At 63.8% G+C, this 16,439-nt stretch carries 18 protein-coding genes; 7 read left to right on the plus strand and 11 right to left on the minus strand.

Annotated elements, in window-relative coordinates:
• Window positions 1–4 precede the first annotated feature (4 nt).
• Entirely contained in the window at window positions 5–2,626 is a 2,622-nt protein-coding gene (gene leuS, locus BMZ70_RS17445) for a leucine--tRNA ligase (protein ID WP_092277013.1), read from the minus strand.
• Between the two features lie 129 nt (window positions 2,627–2,755).
• Here leuS and BMZ70_RS17450 point away from each other — a divergent pair, with 129 nt between their 5' ends.
• The 3 genes from BMZ70_RS17450 to map are packed head-to-tail and all read left to right on the plus strand — an operon-like array spanning window position 2,756 to window position 4,828.
• On the plus strand, window positions 2,756–3,544 hold the full coding sequence (locus BMZ70_RS17450; RefSeq protein WP_092277016.1) for a helix-turn-helix transcriptional regulator: 789 nt from the start codon (window positions 2,756–2,758) through the stop codon (window positions 3,542–3,544).
• Between the two features lie 37 nt (window positions 3,545–3,581).
• Window positions 3,582–3,947, plus strand: a complete 366-nt coding sequence (locus BMZ70_RS17455; RefSeq protein ID WP_092277019.1) for a VOC family protein — start codon at window positions 3,582–3,584, stop codon at window positions 3,945–3,947.
• 44 nt (window positions 3,948–3,991) lie between these two features.
• Complete coding sequence (gene map, locus BMZ70_RS17460) at window positions 3,992–4,828, plus strand: type I methionyl aminopeptidase (RefSeq protein ID WP_092277022.1); 837 nt, start codon at window positions 3,992–3,994, stop codon at window positions 4,826–4,828.
• Here map and BMZ70_RS17465 read toward each other — a convergent pair.
• From BMZ70_RS17465 to BMZ70_RS17485, 5 genes are read right to left on the minus strand one after another with little or no spacing between them, the layout of a single operon-like run.
• A complete protein-coding gene (locus tag BMZ70_RS17465; protein WP_092277025.1) occupies window positions 4,815–5,141 on the minus strand; it encodes a barstar family protein in 327 nt (108 codons plus the stop codon). The genes map and BMZ70_RS17465 overlap by 14 nt on opposite strands.
• On the minus strand, window positions 5,141–5,578 hold the full coding sequence (locus tag BMZ70_RS17470) for an ExbD/TolR family protein (protein WP_092277028.1): 438 nt from the start codon (window positions 5,576–5,578) through the stop codon (window positions 5,141–5,143). Before BMZ70_RS17470 ends, BMZ70_RS17465 begins: the two co-directional genes overlap by 1 nt.
• 1 nt (window position 5,579) lies before the next feature.
• The gene (locus BMZ70_RS17475) at window positions 5,580–6,245 is read right to left on the minus strand and encodes a MotA/TolQ/ExbB proton channel family protein (protein ID WP_092277031.1); all 666 of its coding nucleotides are present in this window, start codon (window positions 6,243–6,245) and stop codon (window positions 5,580–5,582) included.
• Window positions 6,242–7,048: a 4-hydroxy-tetrahydrodipicolinate reductase gene (gene dapB / locus BMZ70_RS17480; RefSeq protein ID WP_092277033.1), complete on the minus strand. Its 807-nt coding sequence runs from the start codon at window positions 7,046–7,048 to the stop codon at window positions 6,242–6,244. The genes BMZ70_RS17475 and dapB overlap by 4 nt, the downstream gene beginning before the upstream one ends.
• Window positions 7,049–7,060: 12 nt before the next feature.
• Window positions 7,061–7,705 carry an outer membrane protein assembly factor BamE gene (locus BMZ70_RS17485; RefSeq protein WP_092277036.1) on the minus strand — a complete coding sequence of 215 codons (645 nt, stop codon included), beginning with the start codon at window positions 7,703–7,705 and terminating at the stop codon, window positions 7,061–7,063.
• A 149-nt stretch (window positions 7,706–7,854) separates the two neighbouring features.
• Here BMZ70_RS17485 and fur point away from each other — a divergent pair, with 149 nt between their 5' ends.
• Window positions 7,855–8,283, plus strand: a complete 429-nt coding sequence (gene fur / locus BMZ70_RS17490) for a ferric iron uptake transcriptional regulator (protein ID WP_092277039.1) — start codon at window positions 7,855–7,857, stop codon at window positions 8,281–8,283.
• Window positions 8,284–8,344: 61 nt separating this feature from the next.
• Here fur and hrcA read toward each other — a convergent pair whose 3' ends face one another.
• Together hrcA and BMZ70_RS17500 are read right to left on the minus strand one after the other, a co-directional pair.
• Window positions 8,345–9,361 carry a heat-inducible transcriptional repressor HrcA gene (hrcA, locus tag BMZ70_RS17495; protein ID WP_092277043.1) on the minus strand — a complete coding sequence of 339 codons (1,017 nt, stop codon included), beginning with the start codon at window positions 9,359–9,361 and terminating at the stop codon, window positions 8,345–8,347.
• A 29-nt stretch (window positions 9,362–9,390) separates the two neighbouring features.
• Window positions 9,391–10,107 (minus strand): HAD family hydrolase, encoded by a 717-nt coding sequence (locus BMZ70_RS17500; protein ID WP_092277046.1) that lies wholly within the window; start codon window positions 10,105–10,107, stop codon window positions 9,391–9,393.
• Window positions 10,108–10,152: 45 nt separating this feature from the next.
• On the opposite strand from BMZ70_RS17500, the gene BMZ70_RS17505 reads away from it, so the two are divergent.
• From BMZ70_RS17505 to BMZ70_RS17515, 3 genes are all read left to right on the plus strand, one after another.
• Window positions 10,153–11,553 carry a metallophosphoesterase gene (locus tag BMZ70_RS17505; protein WP_092277048.1) on the plus strand — a complete coding sequence of 467 codons (1,401 nt, stop codon included), beginning with the start codon at window positions 10,153–10,155 and terminating at the stop codon, window positions 11,551–11,553.
• A gap of 133 nt (window positions 11,554–11,686) precedes the next feature.
• Window positions 11,687–12,304: a hypothetical protein gene (locus BMZ70_RS17510; protein WP_092277051.1), complete on the plus strand. Its 618-nt coding sequence runs from the start codon at window positions 11,687–11,689 to the stop codon at window positions 12,302–12,304.
• 31 nt (window positions 12,305–12,335) lie between these two features.
• The gene (locus BMZ70_RS17515; RefSeq protein WP_092277053.1) at window positions 12,336–12,950 is read left to right on the plus strand and encodes a hypothetical protein; all 615 of its coding nucleotides are present in this window, start codon (window positions 12,336–12,338) and stop codon (window positions 12,948–12,950) included.
• A 149-nt stretch (window positions 12,951–13,099) separates the two neighbouring features.
• On the opposite strand, the gene rsmA is transcribed toward BMZ70_RS17515, so the two are convergent.
• From rsmA to BMZ70_RS17530, 3 genes are read right to left on the minus strand one after another with little or no spacing between them, the layout of a single operon-like run.
• Window positions 13,100–13,882: a 16S rRNA (adenine(1518)-N(6)/adenine(1519)-N(6))-dimethyltransferase RsmA gene (rsmA, locus tag BMZ70_RS17520; RefSeq protein ID WP_092277056.1), complete on the minus strand. Its 783-nt coding sequence runs from the start codon at window positions 13,880–13,882 to the stop codon at window positions 13,100–13,102.
• A complete protein-coding gene (gene pdxA / locus BMZ70_RS17525; RefSeq protein WP_229205441.1) occupies window positions 13,879–14,913 on the minus strand; it encodes a 4-hydroxythreonine-4-phosphate dehydrogenase PdxA in 1,035 nt (344 codons plus the stop codon). The genes rsmA and pdxA overlap by 4 nt, the downstream gene beginning before the upstream one ends.
• A gap of 51 nt (window positions 14,914–14,964) precedes the next feature.
• The gene (locus BMZ70_RS17530) at window positions 14,965–16,416 is read right to left on the minus strand and encodes a peptidylprolyl isomerase (RefSeq protein WP_092277950.1); all 1,452 of its coding nucleotides are present in this window, start codon (window positions 16,414–16,416) and stop codon (window positions 14,965–14,967) included.
• Window positions 16,417–16,439: the final 23 nt, after the last annotated feature.

Consider the following 16,439-nt stretch of genomic DNA (forward strand, 5'->3'; position numbering starts at 1 on the left):
TGCCTCACACCACGATGTTGACCAGTTTGCCCGGCACCACGATCACCTTCTTCGGCGTGCCTTCGATGAACTTCTGCACCGCTTCGTTGGCCAGTGCAGCGGCTTCGATGGCGGCTTTGTCGGCGCCCTTCGCGACCACCACGCTGCCGCGCAGCTTGCCGTTCACCTGGATCATCATTTCGATTTCCGACTGTTCCAGCGCGGCCGGATCAACCTGCGGCCATGCGGCGTCCAGGATATCGCCGGCGTAGCCCAGCTCTTTCCACAGCACGTGGGTGATGTGCGGCGCGACTGGGTTCAGCAGGCGCAGGAAGATCGCGTAGCCTTCCGACAGCACGGCCGCTTCCACGTCCTTGGCCGATTCCAGCGTGTTCAGCATCTTCATGCAGGCCGACACCACGGTGTTGTACTGGATGCGCTTGACGTCGTAGTCGGCCTGTTGCAGCACCTTGTGCACTTCGCGGCGCAGGGTCTTGCCGGCGTCGGTGGCTGCGGTCGCGGTCAGCGGCGCGCCAGCGGCGGCGATGGCTTCACGCTGCGCGTAGCCGAAGTTCCACACGCGCTTCAGGAAGCGGTTGGCGCCTTCCACGCCGCTGCCCGACCATTCCAGCGTCTGCTCTGGCGGCGAGGCGAACATGGTGAACAGGCGCGCGGTGTCGGCGCCGTATTGTTCGATCTGCGCTTGCGGGTCGATGCCGTTGTTCTTCGACTTCGACATCTTCTCGGTGCCGCCGATTTGCACCGGCTGGCCGTCGTCCTTGAACACCGCGCCTTGCGGGCGGCCTTTGTCGTCCACGGTCAGGTCGACGTCGGCTGGGTTGAACCAGGTCTTCTTGCCGGAAGCGTCTTCGCGGTAGTAGGTCTCGTTCAGTACCATACCCTGGGTCAGCAGGTTGGTGAACGGCTCGTCAAACTTCACCAGGCCGAAGTCGCGCATGACTTTGGTCCAGAAGCGCGCGTACAGCAAGTGCAGCACGGCGTGTTCGATACCGCCGATGTACTGGTCCATCGGCATCCAGTAATCGTTGCGGGCGTCGACCATCGAGTCCGCGCCCGGCGAGGTATAGCGCATGTAGTACCACGACGAATCGACGAAGGTATCCATCGTGTCGGTTTCACGGCGCGCTGGCTTGCCGCATTGCGGGCAGTCGCACTTCAGGAAGGCTTCGTACTTGTTCAGCGGGTTGCCGCTGCCATCCGGTACGCAGTCTTCCGGCAGCACCACCGGCAGGTCTTTTTCCGGCACTGGCACCGAACCGCAATCGGCGCAGTTGATCATCGGGATAGGCGTGCCCCAGTAGCGCTGGCGCGAGATGCCCCAGTCGCGCAGGCGGAAGGTGATTTTCTTCTCGCCCAGGCCCTTGGCGGCCATGTCGGCGGCGACAGCGTCCACGGCTTCCGCGTAGCGCAGGCCGTCGTACTTGCCGGAGTTGGTGACGATCGAGACGTCCTTGTCGCCGTACCACTCCTGCCATGCCTCGGTCGAGAACTCCGGGTTCTCGGCGGTGGTGATGACTTGCTTGATCGGCAGATTGTATTTTTTGGCGAAGGCGAAATCGCGTTCGTCGTGCGCAGGCACGCCCATCACAGCGCCGTCGCCGTAGGTCATCAGCACGTAGTTGCCGACCCAGACTTCAACCTTGTCGCCGGTGATGGGATGGGTGACGAACAGGCCGGTCGGCATGCCCTTCTTCTCCATCGTCGCCATGTCGGCTTCGATCACGGAGCCCAGTTTGCACTCGGCGTTGAAAGCGGCCAGTTCCGGATTGGTTTGCGCGGCCAGCACGGCCAGCGGGTGTTCTGCCGCCACGGCGCAGAAGGTCACGCCCATCACGGTGTCCGGACGGGTGGTAAACACGTACATTTTGCCGTCGGTGATCAGCTTGCCGTCGGCGTCCTTGATCTCGTGCGGGAAAGCGAAGCGCACGCCGGTCGACTTGCCGATCCAGTTCGATTGCATGATGCGCACGCGCTCAGGCCAGCCTGGCAGCTTGTCGTCGACATAGCCCAGCAGCTCATCGGCGTAGTCGGTGATGCGCGCGTAGTACATCGGGATTTCGCGCTTCTCGATCACCGCGCCCGAGCGCCAGCCCTTGCCGTCGATCACCTGCTCGTTGGCCAGCACGGTCTGGTCGATCGGGTCCCAGTTCACGGTGCCGGTCTTTTTGTAGATGATGCCTTTTTCCAGCATCTTCAGGAACATCCACTGGTTCCACTTGTAGTATTCCGGCTTGCACGCGGTCATTTCGCGCGACCAGTCGATGGCCAGGCCCATCAGCTCCATCTGCGAGCGCATGTGGGCGATGTTGGAGTAGGTCCACTGTGCCGGCGGCACGTTGTTGGCCATCGCCGCGTTTTCCGCCGGCATGCCGAACGCATCCCAGCCCATTGGCATGAGGACGTTGTAGCCGTTCATGCGCAGGTAGCGGTACATCACGTCATTGATCGTATAGTTGCGGACGTGGCCCATGTGCAGCTTGCCCGATGGGTAAGGCAGCATGGAGCAAGCGTAGTACTTACCCTTCGGGAAGCGCGGATCGTTTTCGACGGCTTTATAGGCGTCGATCGCCTTCCAATGGGATTGAGCGGCTTTTTCTACGTCGGCGGGACTATATTTATCTTGCATGATCGGTGATCGGTCGATAGTGAATATGAACCGGACATTATACCTTGAGCCACGCCAGTACGGCGCGGGCTGGCAGGCGGGAGACCGCAAGGCTAGAATTGAGAAATAATCCACACCCTGGGCACAACCATGTTTTATCGCGAATACCGTCCTCATCCCGCGCTGGCGGCACATGTGGCGTGCGTTTGGGCGGCGCGGGCGCCGGTTGGGGCGCATACGCATCGGGTGCTGCCGGACAATTGTGTCGACATCCTGTGGCAGGATGATGGCCAGCCCGGCTTCGCGGTGGGGATGATGTCGACGGCCATCCACGTCGCCAGCGAGCGGCCGGTGCGGACTTTGGCCGTGCGCTTCAAGCCCGGCATGGCCGGGCTGTTCCTCGCTACGCCCTTGCACGCCCTCACCGACCAGCGCGCCGACATTGATTTGCTGTGGCGCCGTAGCGATGCCGAGCAGTTGGCCGATGCGCTGTGGAACGGCGAGGCGCCGGAGCGCACGCGGCTTGCCATCATCGAGCGCGAATTGCTGCGGCGACTGCGGTCCGCCATCGATGGTCCGGCACGCGGCCGGCTTACGGCTGGCGCGGGCTCTGCGGCGCTCGCGCAGCAGGCGCTGCGTGCACTGGAGGGCAGCGGCGGTGCGCTGCGGGTCGAGGAACTGGCAGCACGATTGGGCGTCTCGCGCCAGCATCTGGCGGCGCAGTTCCGTCAGCACGTCGGCCTGTCGCCCAAGCTGTTCGCACGGATTTGCCGCTTCCGCCAGGCGACGGCGGCACTCAAGGCCACGCCAGCGCCGGACTGGGCGCAGCTTGCGCTCGAATGCGGCTACTTCGATCAATCCCATTTAATTCACGATTTCCAGGAACTGGCTGGCAGCACGCCGGAGCGATTCCATTTTTCCAATCACAGCGTTGCCTGATGTGCCATGATGGTGTTTTGACTATCTGGAGACGCACATGATCAAGGGATTACGCACGGTAGCCTACCCGGTGGCCGACCTCGCCGCCGCCAAGGAGTGGTACAGCAAGGTGTTCGACACCGCGCCGTATTTCGACCAGCCGTTCTACGTCGGCTTCAACGTCGGCGGCTTCGAACTGGGCTTGATCCCGGACGGCACGCCCGGCACCACCGGCAGCGCGGTGTACTGGGGCGTAGAGGATATCGACGCGGAAGTCGAACGCATCGTCGCGCTGGGCGCCACTGTGCATGGCGCGATTCAGGACGTCGGCGAAGGCATCCGCACGGTGGAACTGGCCGACCCGTTCGGCAACCTGCTGTGCCTGATCCTCAACCCGCATTTCGATTTGAAGGCGGTGCGCTAGCGATTGTGGGACAATACCGCCTCAGCAAATAACGAGGTAGTCCCATGTCCCGCCGTAACGCCAATCTCATCAAAACGCCCGAGCAAATGGTCCAGGCCCGCGTCGCCGCCCAACTGGCGGCCGATGTGCTGACCATGATCGCTCCCCACGTCAAAGCGGGCGTGACCACGGCCTACCTCGACCAGCTGTGCAACGACTACATCGTCAATGTGCAGCAGGCGATCCCGGCCAACGTCGGCTACGGCGGCTTCCCGGCCACCGTGTGCAGCTCGGTCAACCACGTGGTGTGCCACGGCATTCCGTCGGCGGACCAAGTGCTGAAGAACGGCGACATCATCAACATCGACGTGGCCGTCATCAAGGATGGCTGGCACGGCGACACCAGCCGCATGTACTACGTCGGCGAGCCGAGCAAGCCTACCCGCAAGCTGGTCGAAACCACCTACGCCGCCATGTGGGCCGGCATCCGCGCCGTGAAGCCGAAAGCCACCTTGGGCGACGTCGGCTTCGCGATCCAGACCGTGGCCGAGAAAGCCGGCTACAGTGTGGTGCTCGATTACTGCGGCCACGGCATCGGCATGGTCTACCATGAAGATCCGCAGGTGACGCACTACGGCCGTCCGGGCCAGGGCCTGGTGCTGAAGCCGGGCATGCTGTTCACCATCGAGCCGATGATCAATGCCGGCAAGGCCGCAACCAAAGAACTGAGCGACGGCTGGACCGTCGAGACGCGCGACAAATCCTTGTCGGCACAGTGGGAACACATGGTGCACGTGACCGAAACCGGCTTTGAAGTGCTGACGCTGGCGCCGGGCGAAACCGGCTCCAAGGCCAACATTCCGAATGCGGTGCCGGCCGGCGCGGAAGTCAGCGCAGGGTAAGCTTGAGGGCCGGCTTCTCGCCGTAGTCTTCGTAGCGCTCGTTGAGGCCGGCCACGCAGTAGGTAATTTCTTCGAGGATGTCCGGCACGGCGGCCTTCATGGCCTCGGCGTCCTTGATGACGATTTCCAGCACTTCATTGCCCTTCAGGCAGAACTTGCTCATGCTGTCTTCATCGCGCAGGTAGCTCAGGCAATCCACCCAGGCGTCCATCGTATTGCCGTAAGAATCAGGGAAACCCATCGCGGCCTTGCATTCGGCGTGGAAGCTGTCGAAATCCTTGATCGCTGCGCCGTTCAGTTCTGCGGTAGCCATTATTTGTTCTCCTGGGGGGGCGCCGAGCCATCGGTGACGAAGCCCAATTTCGTTAATCCATTACTCTGCGCTGCGGCCATCACTTGCGCCACCACTTCGTAGCGCGTGTCCTTGTCGGCGCGCAGCTGCAGTTCCGGTTGCGGGTCCAGCCTGGCCGCGTCAATCAAGCGCGATGCCAATGCCTCCCGCTCCACCGGGTCGTTATTCCAGAAAATCTTGCCCTTGCCGTCGATCGACAGCGTGACCGTGGCGGCCGGCGCCGTCGGTGCGGCCGGGGCTTGCGCCTTCGGCAGTTCCAGTTGCACCGAGCCGGTGAACATCGGCGCAGCCAGAATGAAAATCACCAGCAGCACCAGCATCACATCGACCATCGGCGTGACATTGATGTCCGCCATCGGGCCGGGATTGCGATGGTGATTGAATGCGCCGAAAGCCATGTTATTTGGTCAGATAGGCGTGCAGGTCGTGGGCGAAGGCATCCAGCTCGGCCAGGGTCAGCCGGTTGACGCGGTTGAATCCGTTATACGCCAATACGGCCGGAATCGCCACCGTCAGGCCGATCGCAGTCATCACCAGCGCCTCGCCCACCGGGCCGGCCACTTTGTCGATCTGCACCGTGCCGTGCGAGGACACATTGGCCAGCGCATGGTAGATGCCCCACACCGTGCCCAGCAGGCCGACAAACGGCGCCGTGGCGCCGATGGAAGCCAGCAGCGTCAAGCCGCTTTCAAGACGATTGGTGGAAGCCTGGATGGCCGCCCGCAGCACGCGTGTGGCTTGCGCCGAGCGGTCCATTTCGCCGCCCAGCGAAGGACGCGCGGAAGCGGACAATTGCGCGGCGCCTTGTTGCGCCAGCGGCAGGAAAATCTTTTCGGAATCGGCCAGCGCCAGCGCATTGACGCCATCCTGCATGCTCGGCGCATCCCAGAACGCCTGTACCGCCGGCGCGCTGCGGCGGATGCGCCACGACGCATAGGCCTTGGCCAGGATGAAGAACCAGCTCACCAGCGACATGGCCAGCAGCACGAACGCAACCGCGTGGCTGATGGCGTCACCCTGCTCCCAGAAGCGGCTCAGGGTGAATTGGCTGGCGGCCGGGTTCATTTGTCTTTCAGACCCAGCACGTCGTACATGTCGAACAGGCCGGTCGGCTTGTCGGCCAGGAAGCGGCAGGCGCGAATCGCTCCGTGCGCGTAGGTCACACGGCTGCTCGACTTGTGGCTGATCTCGATGCGCTCGCCGATGCCGGCAAACAGCACGGTGTGGTCGCCGACGATGTCGCCGCCGCGAATGGTGGCAAAGCCGATCGACGATGGATCGCGCTCGCCGGTCACGCCTTCGCGCGCGAATACGCCGTGTTCTTTCAGATCGCGGCCCAGCGCATCGGCAATCACCTCGCCCATTTTCAGCGCGGTGCCGGATGGCGCATCAACCTTGAAGCGGTGGTGGGCTTCGACGATCTCGATATCGTAGCCGGTCGACAGCGCCTTGGCGGCCTGCTCCAGCAGCTTCATGGTCACATTCACGCCAACCGAGAAGTTAGGCGAAAACACGATGGCGGTTTTCTTGGCCGCTTCGGCGATGGCGGCCTTGCCGGCGTCGTCGAAACCGGTGGTGCCGATCACCAGCTTGATGCCGTGCTCGGCGCAGTATTTCAAATGGTCCAGCGTCGCTTCCGGGCGGGTGAAGTCGATCAGGTATTCCGCGCCGGCCAGGCCTTTGCTGAACTCCGACTCCACCGGCACGCCGGCCGGCTTGCCGAGGAAGGCTGCGGCATCGGCCTGCTCCGAACCGGCACGATCCAGCGCGCCGGACAGGCGGGCGTCGTCCGCGTTCTGCACGGCTTCGATCAGGATACGGCCCATGCGGCCGCCGGCGCCGGCGATGGCGATGTTCATTTCGGTCATGCTAAATCCTTGTTATTTCTTGTCGTTGCTGATCGTCGCGCCCACCGGGTTGTTGGCCGCCGGGTTGTCGGTGCCGGCCGGCAGCGGCGCGGTTGGCGCCGGCTTGGACAGGATCGCCTCGGTTTCGGCGGCCTTCTTGGCGTTCGGCGCCGGGCCGGCGATGCGGGCAATGTATTCTTTTTCAGTCGGCAGGTTGCCGCCTTCCCAGCGCGCCACCTTGCCGTCCTTGTCGAAGAACACGATCACGCGGCTGGTGGTGATTTCGCCGTTGCCCTTGGCCAGGCGGAAGGCGTAATCCCAGCGGTTGCCGTGGAACGGGTCGGTCAGCAGCGCGGTGCCGAAGATGAAGCGCACCTGGTCCTGCGTCATGCCGACTTTCAACTGCGACAACATTTCTTCGGAGACAAAGTTACCCTGCTGAATGTCAGGGCGATATGGCGAGAAGAACCACATGAAGCGCTGCAGTTGGGTGATGGTGGTGGTTTGCGCGCCCTTGCTGGCGTCCAGGGTCGGCGCGGCGTCTTTCACCTCAGTCGATTTCTCGCCCAGCGTGGTTTTGGTCGCGCAGCCGCCCAGCGCCAGCGCCACGCCCACGGCGGCGGCAACAGGAGTAAGACGGTGCAACAAAGACTGCGAAAAAGCCTGGGTGACGCGCATAAAAGTCCTCAATCTGGTCGAGCGGATGTGCTGAAAAACGCTATATCATAAAGCACCTCGCACGGGACGGGGCAAATCTTTGTAACCGGATTAGTCGGAGTACGGTAAACTACCGGCTAGCTATCGCCAACTATTCAAAGAGTCTCCACATGGGTCACAATCCTACCGATCTGAAGGCCAGCGGCCTGAAAGCCACGCTGCCACGCATCAAAATCCTGGATATTTTCCAGAACAGCGAAGTGCGCCACCTGACCGCCGAAGATGTCTACAAGATCCTGTTGGCAGACAATATGGATGTGGGCCTGGCCACCGTCTACCGGGTGCTGACCCAGTTCGAGCAGGCCGGCCTGCTGAACCGCAACCACTTCGAAACCGGCAAGGCCATCTTTGAGCTGAACGCCGGCTCGCACCACGATCACCTGGTGTGCGTCGATTGCGGCCGTGTGGAAGAGTTTTACGACGAGGCGATTGAAGAGCGCCAGCACGCCATCGCCCAGGAGCGCGGCTTCAAGATTGCCGAGCACGCGCTGGCGATCTACGGCAACTGCACCAAGACCGCCTGCCCGCACCGCCCTTGATTCAACTTGGATTCCGGCCTGTGCCGGAATGACGTCATCCCCGCGCAGGCGGGGATCCAATTTAATTGTGGCTCAGGGCGTTTGACAGCAACTTCGCGGTGATATCGACGATCGGTATCACCCGCTCATACGCCATCCGCGTCGGGCCTATCACCCCCAGCGTGCCGACGATCTTGCCGTTGGCCGTGTACGGCGCGGTCACCACGCTCATCTCATCCATCGGCACCAGGCTCGATTCGCCGCCGATGTAGATCTGCACCCCGCTGGCCTTGGACGACACGTCCAGCAGCTGCATCAGGCCGGTCTTCTGCTCGAACATATCGAACATCTGCCGCAGCGACGTCATGTTGGACGACAAATCGCTGACCGACAGCAGGTTGCGCTCGCCCGCGATCACCATATTGTCGGAATCGTCGGCCATCGCCTCGCTGCCCGCCTCCACCGCCGCCTGCATCAGGCGGCCCATGTCGTCGCGCAGCTGGCGCACCTCGTTCTGCAGGCGCGCATGCACTTCGTCGAAGGCCAGCCCGCCGTAATTCTGGTTGATGTAGTTGGCCGACTGCACCAGCTGCACCGGCGTGTAGTCGACCTCGGTCAGCAGCAGGCGGTTTTGCACATCGCCGTTCGGCGCCACGATCACCAGCAGGATGCGCTTCTCGCCCAGGCGCAGGAATTCGATCTGCTGGAACACCGACTCGCGGCGCGGGCTCGACACCACGCCGGCAAACTGCGACAGCGAGGACAGCATCTGCGCCGCGCTGGTGATCATCTTTTGCGGCTGCGGCGATTGCAGGCGCAGTTGCGCGCCCACCGCCTGCTCGTCGAGGTGCTGCACCGTCAGCAGCGTATCGACGAAGATGCGGTAGCCGCGCGGCGTCGGCACCCGGCCGGCCGAGGTGTGCGGGCTGGCCACGTAGCCGAGCTCTTCCAGGTCGGCCATGATGTTGCGGATGGTGGCCGGCGACAGGTCCAGTCCGGAAATCTTGGACAGCGCGCGCGAGCCTACCGGCTGGCCGTCCGCGATGTAGCGTTCGACCAGCGCCTTGAGCAGCGTTTGTGCACGATTATCGAGTTGCATACGAAATAACGGTATAGAGGTTCTGCTTATTATGCACGGCTATCCTGCATCTGCCCACGTATCCACAGCAACAGTTCATCAAAAGTGGCGCAAATGGCATCCGGCGTGACGCCGGCGTCCAGATGGGCGGTGCTGCCGTGGCGGTTCATCCAGACTGCGCGCAGACCGGCCGCTTGCGCGCCCTGCACGTCCAGCCGCAGGTCGTCGCCGACGTAGACCGCGTCCTGCGGCGCCACCCCCATCGCCGCGCAGGCGGTGTGGAAGATGCCCGGATCCGGCTTGGCGCGGCCGTACTGCGACGATGACAGCGCATACTCGAAATGGTGGTCCATGCCGATCACTTCAAGGTCTGCGTTGCCGTTGGTGACCACGCCCAGCCGCAGCATGCCCTGCAGCAGCGGCAGCACCGGCAGCACGTCGGCATACGGCACCACCAGGTTGCGCTGCACGGCAAAATGCTGCATTGCGCCCTCGATGTGGGCCGGATCCTCGCCCAGCTCGGCGAACACCTCTTCCAGCGCCACGCGGCGCAGGCGGTACAGGTCGGAGATCAGCTCCGGCCGCCGTTCCAGCAGCGCCATGCGGCGCACCCGCAGCTCGGCCACGCTGAACGCCTGCGCCACTTTCGGCGCGTTGGCGCCCAGCCAGGCGTGCCAGCTTTGCTCGGCGGCGGCAATCACCGGGCCGATCGGCCACAGGGTGTCGTCGAGGTCAAACAGCAGGGCGAGCGGGCGGCGAGTGGTCATGATGAATAATCACAAATAAAACATATTGTACGGGCATGGTAAATTATGTGGATGCTACCGATCCTGAAACGTACCCTTCCCGCCGTCCTGCTGGCCGGCTGCGCCGCCACCAATCCCCCGCCGCCGCCCGACTTCACCTCCTACGTGGTGCTGGGTGAGTACGGCGCCGCTGTGGCGCGCGTGCTGATCGACGCCCCGTCCTGCCCGGAGATCGTGCTCAACCAGCGCCCCCAGCCCATGACGCTGCGCGCGCCGGCCGAGACCATCGCCCTGCGCAGCACGCCGTTTGCCGCCGCCGATTCCAAGCCGGCCGAATTCCCGCTGCTGACCTGCGAGGCGGCGCTGCCGGTGCGCACCACCAGCGCCAGCGTGCTGGGCCGCTCCCTGCCGCTGCCGAAAGCCGAACCGCAGCGCATCGTGGTGCTGGGCGACACCGGCTGCCGCCTGCAAAAGAGCAGCAACAGCTACCAGGCCTGCAACGACAGCGCGCAATACCCGTTTGCCACCGTGGCCGCGCAAGCGGCCGCCTGGAAGCCGGAACTGGTGATCCACGTCGGCGACTACCACTACCGCGAAAACGCCTGCCCCGAGGGCAACCCCGGTTGCGCCGGCAGCCCGTGGGGCTACGGCTGGGATGCATGGGACGACGACTTCTTCGCGCCCGGCGCCAAGCTGCTGGACGCCGCGCCGTGGATCATGGCGCGCGGCAATCACGAAAACTGCCTGCGCGGCGGCCAGGGCTACTGGCGCTTCCTCGATCCGCGCCCGCTGCTCAAGGGCCGCGACTGCAACGTGGCGGCCGATGACGATGCCGGCAACTACAGCGATCCCTACGCCGTGCCGATCGGCCAGGCCACCCAGCTGCTGGTGCTGGACACCGCCAACACCACGTGGAAGGGCCTGAAGCCGGGCGACACCGGCTACGCCAAATACCAGGACCTGTACCGCAAGCTCGAGGCGCTGGCGCAGCGGGCGCCGCGCAACCTCGGCGTCCTGCACCATCCGCTGCTGGGCATGGGCGCCGACCGCAAGGCCGACGGCAGCATCGTGCTGCTGCCAGGCGACGCCGGCGTGCAAGCGAGCTTCAGCTCGGTCAACCCGCTGCTGTTCCCGGCCAATCTGCAGGCGGTGCTGTCCGGCCATGTGCACCTGTGGCAGCAGGCCAGCTTCAGCAGCGCCCACCCGAGCCAGTTCATCGCCGGCTTTGCCGGCACCTCGGAAGACATCGTGCCGCTGCCGGACAAATTGCCGCCGGGGGTGACGCCGGCGCCGGGCGCAGTGGTCGAGCATTTCAGCTCGTGGGTGGACGGCTTCGGTTTCATGACAATGGAACGCCAAGGCCCCGACCAGTGGGCCATCGAAGTGCATGATTTACAAGGAAAAATCCGCAACCGCTGCCAGCTGGACGGGCGCCGGTCGGTATGCGAGGTGGCGCAGGTGAAGTAAGCCCGCGACACACGCTGTTACATCCATTTGCGGGGCCGGTCTTACCAAATGCACTAAAATACCGCCCACGAGTGTAATATGCTGCCTCCCGTGCGTGCTGCCGGGCCCTATTCGTTTTGGAGAGAGAGTTTTTATGAAAAGTTCGTATCTGCGTGCGGGCCTTGCCCTGCTGTGTGCTGTGATCCTGAGCGCCTGCGGCGGTAGCAACGGTAACCTGGCGCTGTCTGGCACCATCACTTACGTCCCGACCACCGTGACCCCGGCTGGCCTGGTGCTGATCAATAAGAACACCGGCGAAAAGCTGAGCATCGCAACCGGCGCCAGCACCTTCGTGTTCACCAAGCTGCTGGCCAGCGATGAAGCGTTCGACGTAGAAGTGGACACCGACCCGACCGGCGCAAAATGCGTGATGTCCAACAACAAGAACAACGCCAACGTTTACACCGTCTACTATGTAGCGGTGACCTGCACCTCCAATCCGTGGGTGCTGGGCGGCACCGTCAAGGGCCTGACCGGCACCGGCCTGGTCCTGGCCAACGGTCCCGATACCGTCGGCGTGCTGCCATCGGCCACGGCCGGCGCCGACGTCAGCTTCGTGTTCCCGACCAAGGTATCCAACAAAGCGCAATACGGCGGCACCGTGCTGACCCAGCCAACCGGCCAGACCTGCGCCTTCAGCTCGACGCTGAACCCTGGCACCATGCCGGACGCCGACCTGAAGAGCCTGGTCGTCAATTGCGTCAACAACTAAGCTGCGCCCGTTCTAATTTTTGGAGAAATAGATGAAATTTTCGTATCTGAGCGCCGCAGCGGCGCTGGCCGTGGCGGCCGCGCTGGCAGCTTGCGGCGGCAAGGCGCAATTCACCGTGCAAGGCAGCATCACCGGCCTGGCCAATAGCGGCCTGGTCCTGGCCAATGGCAGCGACCAGGTGACCGTCCCCTCGGGCGCCACCCGCTTTGCGTTCGGCAAGCAAATCGACTACGGCACCGACTACAACATCACCGTATTGAAGAACCCGGCCCACATGAACTGCGTGGTCAGCGGCGCCACCGGTTCGGCCGGCCACAACGTGACCATCGAGTCGCTGGTGACCTGCACCCAGAACGAATACACCCTGGGCGGCCAGTTCACCGGCCTGACCGCAGCGGCCGACGGCACCGCCCGCACCGTGACGCTGGTGAACGGCACGGCCGGCGGCTCGGTCGTCATCAGCAGCGCTAACGGCACTGCCGGCGCCGGCGACTTTGTGCTCGGCGCCACCGTCCCGGACGGCCAGGCCTACGGCGTGACGGTCCTGACCCAGCCAACCGGCCTGAACTGCACCCTCGCCAACGGCGTCGGCGTGATGCACGAAGTCGCTGTCAGCAACCTGCTGCTGACCTGCGTACCGCAATAAGGCGGACCGGAGGAGATATTCAATATCGAAATAATTGATATTGGGAAAATAAAGTGGATTAATATGCTGTCGCGCAGCATACTGCACTTGTCTCCTCCACTTCTTGCAAAGGAAATGGATTTAGCCCGCTAGCTTAGCGGGCTTTTTTTTTACCCCAGCAGATTAGCCAGGGCGACGTACTGGGCCAGGCCCACGGCTTCCGGACGGTCGGTCGGGTTGATGCCGGCGGCGACGATCTGCTCTTCGGTGAACATGCCGTTCAGGCAGTTGCGGATCACCTTGCGGCGCTGGGAGAAGGCTTTCTGCACCACCGCTTCCAGCTTCGCGCCGTCGCACTCCAGCGGCTTGGCGACCGGGATCATGCGCACGATGGCCGAATCCACGCGCGGCGGCGGATCGAACGCCTCCGGCGGCACCACGAACAGCAGCGACATGTCATAGCGCCATTGCAGCATCACCGACAGGCGGCCGTAGACCTTGCTGCCCGGCTCGGCCACCATGCGCTCCACCACCTCTTTTTGCAGCATGAAGTGCTGGTCCTTGACCAGCGGCGCGAAGGTCGCCAGATGGAACAGCAGCGGGCTGGAAATGTTGTACGGCAGGTTGCCGACGATGCGCAGCTTCTGGCCCTCAGCCGCACCTTGCACCGGGATGCTGGCGAAATCAAATTTCAGCGCATCGCCCGAATGGACGGTCAGCTTGTTGCGGGTGTAGGCTTTTTCCAGCCGCGCCACCAGGTCCCGGTCCAGCTCGACCACGTGCATGTGCTTGAGGGTGCGCAGCAGCTGGTCGGTCATGGCGGCCAGGCCGGGGCCGATTTCCACCATCGTGTCGTCCGGCGCCGGATCGATGGCTTCGGTAATGCTGCCCAGCACGTGCTGGTCATGCAGGAAGTTCTGGCCGAAGCGTTTGCGGGCTACGTGTTGTTTCATTTTTTATTGTCCAAAGAATTGTTTGCCATCGCCAGCGCGGCGCTGATGGCTTGCTCCATGCTGCCGCAATCGGCCTTGCCCAGGCCTTGCGCGGCGAGGTCCAGCGCGGTGCCGTGGTCAACCGAGGTGCGGATCAGCGGCAGGCCCAGCGTAATGTTGACGCCATTTCCGAACGTCGCGTATTTCAGTACCGGCAGTCCCTGGTCGTGATACATCGCCAACACACAGTCGGCGTCCTGCAGGTATTTCGGCTGGAACAGCGTGTCGGCCGGATACGGGCCGCGCGCATCGATGCCGCGCGCCTGCGCCGCTTGGATCGCCGGGGTGATGGTGTCGATTTCCTCGCGGCCCAGGTAGCCGTTCTCGCCCGCGTGCGGGTTCAGGCCGCACACCAGAATGCGCGGCGCGGCAATGCCGAACTTGGTCTTCAGGTCGGCATCGATGATATCCAGCACCTGCGCCAGCCCGTCACGCGTAATCGCAGCGGACACGTCCTTCAGCGGCAGGTGGGTGGTGGCCAGCGCCACGCGCAACTGCTCACCGGAGCCAGCCTGCGGCCCGGCCAGCAGCATCACCACCTGCGGCGTGTTAGTCTTTTCAGCGAAGTATTCGGTGTGGCCGGAGAACTTCACGCCGGCATCGTTGATGGTGCTCTTTTGCAGCGGCGCGGTGACCACGGCCTCGAACCAGCCGGCCTTCACGCCCTCGATGGCGGCGTCCAGCGTATCAAGCACGGCGCGGCCGTTTTCCTTGTCCAGCTTACCCGGCACCACGTGCGCGCCCAGCGGCACGTCGATCACGCTAATGCGGTCCGGTCCGAAATGCGGCAAGCCGCCGTTGCGCACCGCCATCAGCGACAGCGCGGAGACTTTGATGTCGGGATCGATATCGTTGGCCGTCATGGCCAGGAAGGCGGCGTCGCCCAGCAGCACGCAATTGACGTCGTGCCGGCGGGCCCACGCCGCGCGGATGGAGATTTCCGGACCGATGCCGGCCGGTTCACCGACCGTCACGGCAATGGCGGGGCGCACTCCCGGGCGCCGTGTGGATGAAGTGGCGCTCACTCGTGCTCCCCTTTCGTCTTACTTGTTGGCAGCGTTGGCTGCCTTGTCGTCTTCGTTGCGGTACTCGACGTAAGCGCGGTCGCGCACTTCACGCTGCCAGCTTTCGGCCGCTTCTTCCATCTTGCGCTCGCGCAGCGCCTGGCGGGCGTTGTTGCGCTCGCGCTCTTTCGAGACGTCGTCGCTCTTACGCTCCAGCACCTGGATCAGGTGCAAGCCGAAACTGGTTTCGACCGGCTCGCTGACCTCGCCGATTTTCAGGTTGTTCATTGCCGCTTCGAACTCCGGCATGGTGTCGCCCGGATACAGCCAGCCCAGGTCGCCGCCCTTGGAGGCCGAACCGTCGTTCGACACCAGGCGCGCCAGGTCTTCGAACTTGGCGGCGTTGTTGTCGAGGCGTTCCTTCAGCTCCATCAGCTTGCGCTTGGCGTCGGCCGCGCTCATGGCCGGCGTCACCTTGATCAGGATGTGGCGCGCGTGGGTCTGCTGCACCGAGGCCACGGCTTGCGCCTCGGCCAGGCTGCGGCGGTCGACCGCCTTCAGGATGTGGAAGGCGCCGGTGCTCTTGATGATCGGCGTCACCTGGCCGGCCTTCAGCTTGGTCAGCGCTTCGGCAAACACCGGCGGCAGGCGCTCAGGCTGGCGCCAGCCGACCACGCCGCCCTGCAGCGCGTCGCTGGCGTCCGAGTAGGTGGCGGCCATCTTGGCGAAGTCGGCGCCGGTGCGCAGCTGGCGCATCACTTCCTCGGCGCGCGCGCGGCGCTGGGCGATCACTTCGGCGGTGGCGTTGTCCGGAATGCGGATCATGATCTGCGAGATGTTGATCTCGAACTGCTCGGCGGCAGCGGCTTTCTCGGCCGCCACGAAGCTGTCCACCTCGGCGTCGGAAATCTGGATCTTGGCGTCGACTTCATGCTCGCGCAGGCGCTGCATGATGATCTCTTCGCGGATCTCTTCGCGGAAGGAGGCGTATGGCGTACCGTCTTTTTCCATCTGGTCGCGCAGCTGCTGCACGTTCAGCTTTTGCGCTTCGGCGATGCGGCCGATGGCGCGGTCCAGTTGCAGGTCGTCCACGCGCACGCCCATTTCCTTGGCCATCTGCAGCTGCGAGCGCTCGACGATCATGCGTTCCAGCAGCTGGCGGCGCAGGTCGGCCGGCGACGGCATCTGCACGTTCTGCGCCTTCATGCGGGCGGTCGCGGTCTTGATGCGGTTGCTCAGTTCACGCTGGGTAATGACGTCGTCATTGACCACCACCACGATCGCGTCGATCGCCACGTTGCCCGATTCGCCCGGCGGGATGAAACCGGCGCCATCTTTCTTCGCGGCCGGGGCGGCGGCTGCGGCCGGGGCGGCGGCAGCGGGTGCGGCGGCTGGCGCAGGCACAGCGGCCGGCTCAGGCTTCTTCTTCGACGAGAACAGGCTACAACCGCTGAGCGCGGCCGTGCACAACAGGACTGCGAGGAGTTTCATCTGATACTTACTGGCATTACGCA

This window comes from Duganella sp. CF402 (genome assembly GCF_900109645.1).
GTDB lineage: Bacteria > Pseudomonadota > Gammaproteobacteria > Burkholderiales > Burkholderiaceae_D > Rugamonas.

Coding starts and splice junctions, on each gene's coding strand:
- hrcA (WP_092277043.1), bottom strand. CDS start 9,361: ATGCAACTCGATAATCGTGCACAAACGCTGCTCAAGGCGCTGGTCGAA.
- BMZ70_RS17500 (WP_092277046.1), bottom strand. CDS start 10,107: ATGACCACTCGCCGCCCGCTCGCCCTGCTGTTTGACCTCGACGACACC.
- rsmA (WP_092277056.1), bottom strand. CDS start 13,882: ATGAAACAACACGTAGCCCGCAAACGCTTCGGCCAGAACTTCCTGCAT.
- BMZ70_RS17450 (WP_092277016.1), top strand. CDS start 2,756: ATGTTTTATCGCGAATACCGTCCTCATCCCGCGCTGGCGGCACATGTG.
- fur (WP_092277039.1), top strand. CDS start 7,855: ATGGGTCACAATCCTACCGATCTGAAGGCCAGCGGCCTGAAAGCCACG.
- leuS (WP_092277013.1), bottom strand. CDS start 2,626: ATGCAAGATAAATATAGTCCCGCCGACGTAGAAAAAGCCGCTCAATCC.
- BMZ70_RS17505 (WP_092277048.1), top strand. CDS start 10,153: ATGTGGATGCTACCGATCCTGAAACGTACCCTTCCCGCCGTCCTGCTG.
- dapB (WP_092277033.1), bottom strand. CDS start 7,048: ATGACCGAAATGAACATCGCCATCGCCGGCGCCGGCGGCCGCATGGGC.
- BMZ70_RS17485 (WP_092277036.1), bottom strand. CDS start 7,705: ATGCGCGTCACCCAGGCTTTTTCGCAGTCTTTGTTGCACCGTCTTACT.
- BMZ70_RS17470 (WP_092277028.1), bottom strand. CDS start 5,578: ATGGCTTTCGGCGCATTCAATCACCATCGCAATCCCGGCCCGATGGCG.
- map (WP_092277022.1), top strand. CDS start 3,992: ATGTCCCGCCGTAACGCCAATCTCATCAAAACGCCCGAGCAAATGGTC.
- BMZ70_RS17465 (WP_092277025.1), bottom strand. CDS start 5,141: ATGGCTACCGCAGAACTGAACGGCGCAGCGATCAAGGATTTCGACAGC.
- BMZ70_RS17510 (WP_092277051.1), top strand. CDS start 11,687: ATGAAAAGTTCGTATCTGCGTGCGGGCCTTGCCCTGCTGTGTGCTGTG.
- BMZ70_RS17475 (WP_092277031.1), bottom strand. CDS start 6,245: ATGAACCCGGCCGCCAGCCAATTCACCCTGAGCCGCTTCTGGGAGCAG.
- BMZ70_RS17530 (WP_092277950.1), bottom strand. CDS start 16,416: ATGAAACTCCTCGCAGTCCTGTTGTGCACGGCCGCGCTCAGCGGTTGT.
- BMZ70_RS17515 (WP_092277053.1), top strand. CDS start 12,336: ATGAAATTTTCGTATCTGAGCGCCGCAGCGGCGCTGGCCGTGGCGGCC.
- BMZ70_RS17455 (WP_092277019.1), top strand. CDS start 3,582: ATGATCAAGGGATTACGCACGGTAGCCTACCCGGTGGCCGACCTCGCC.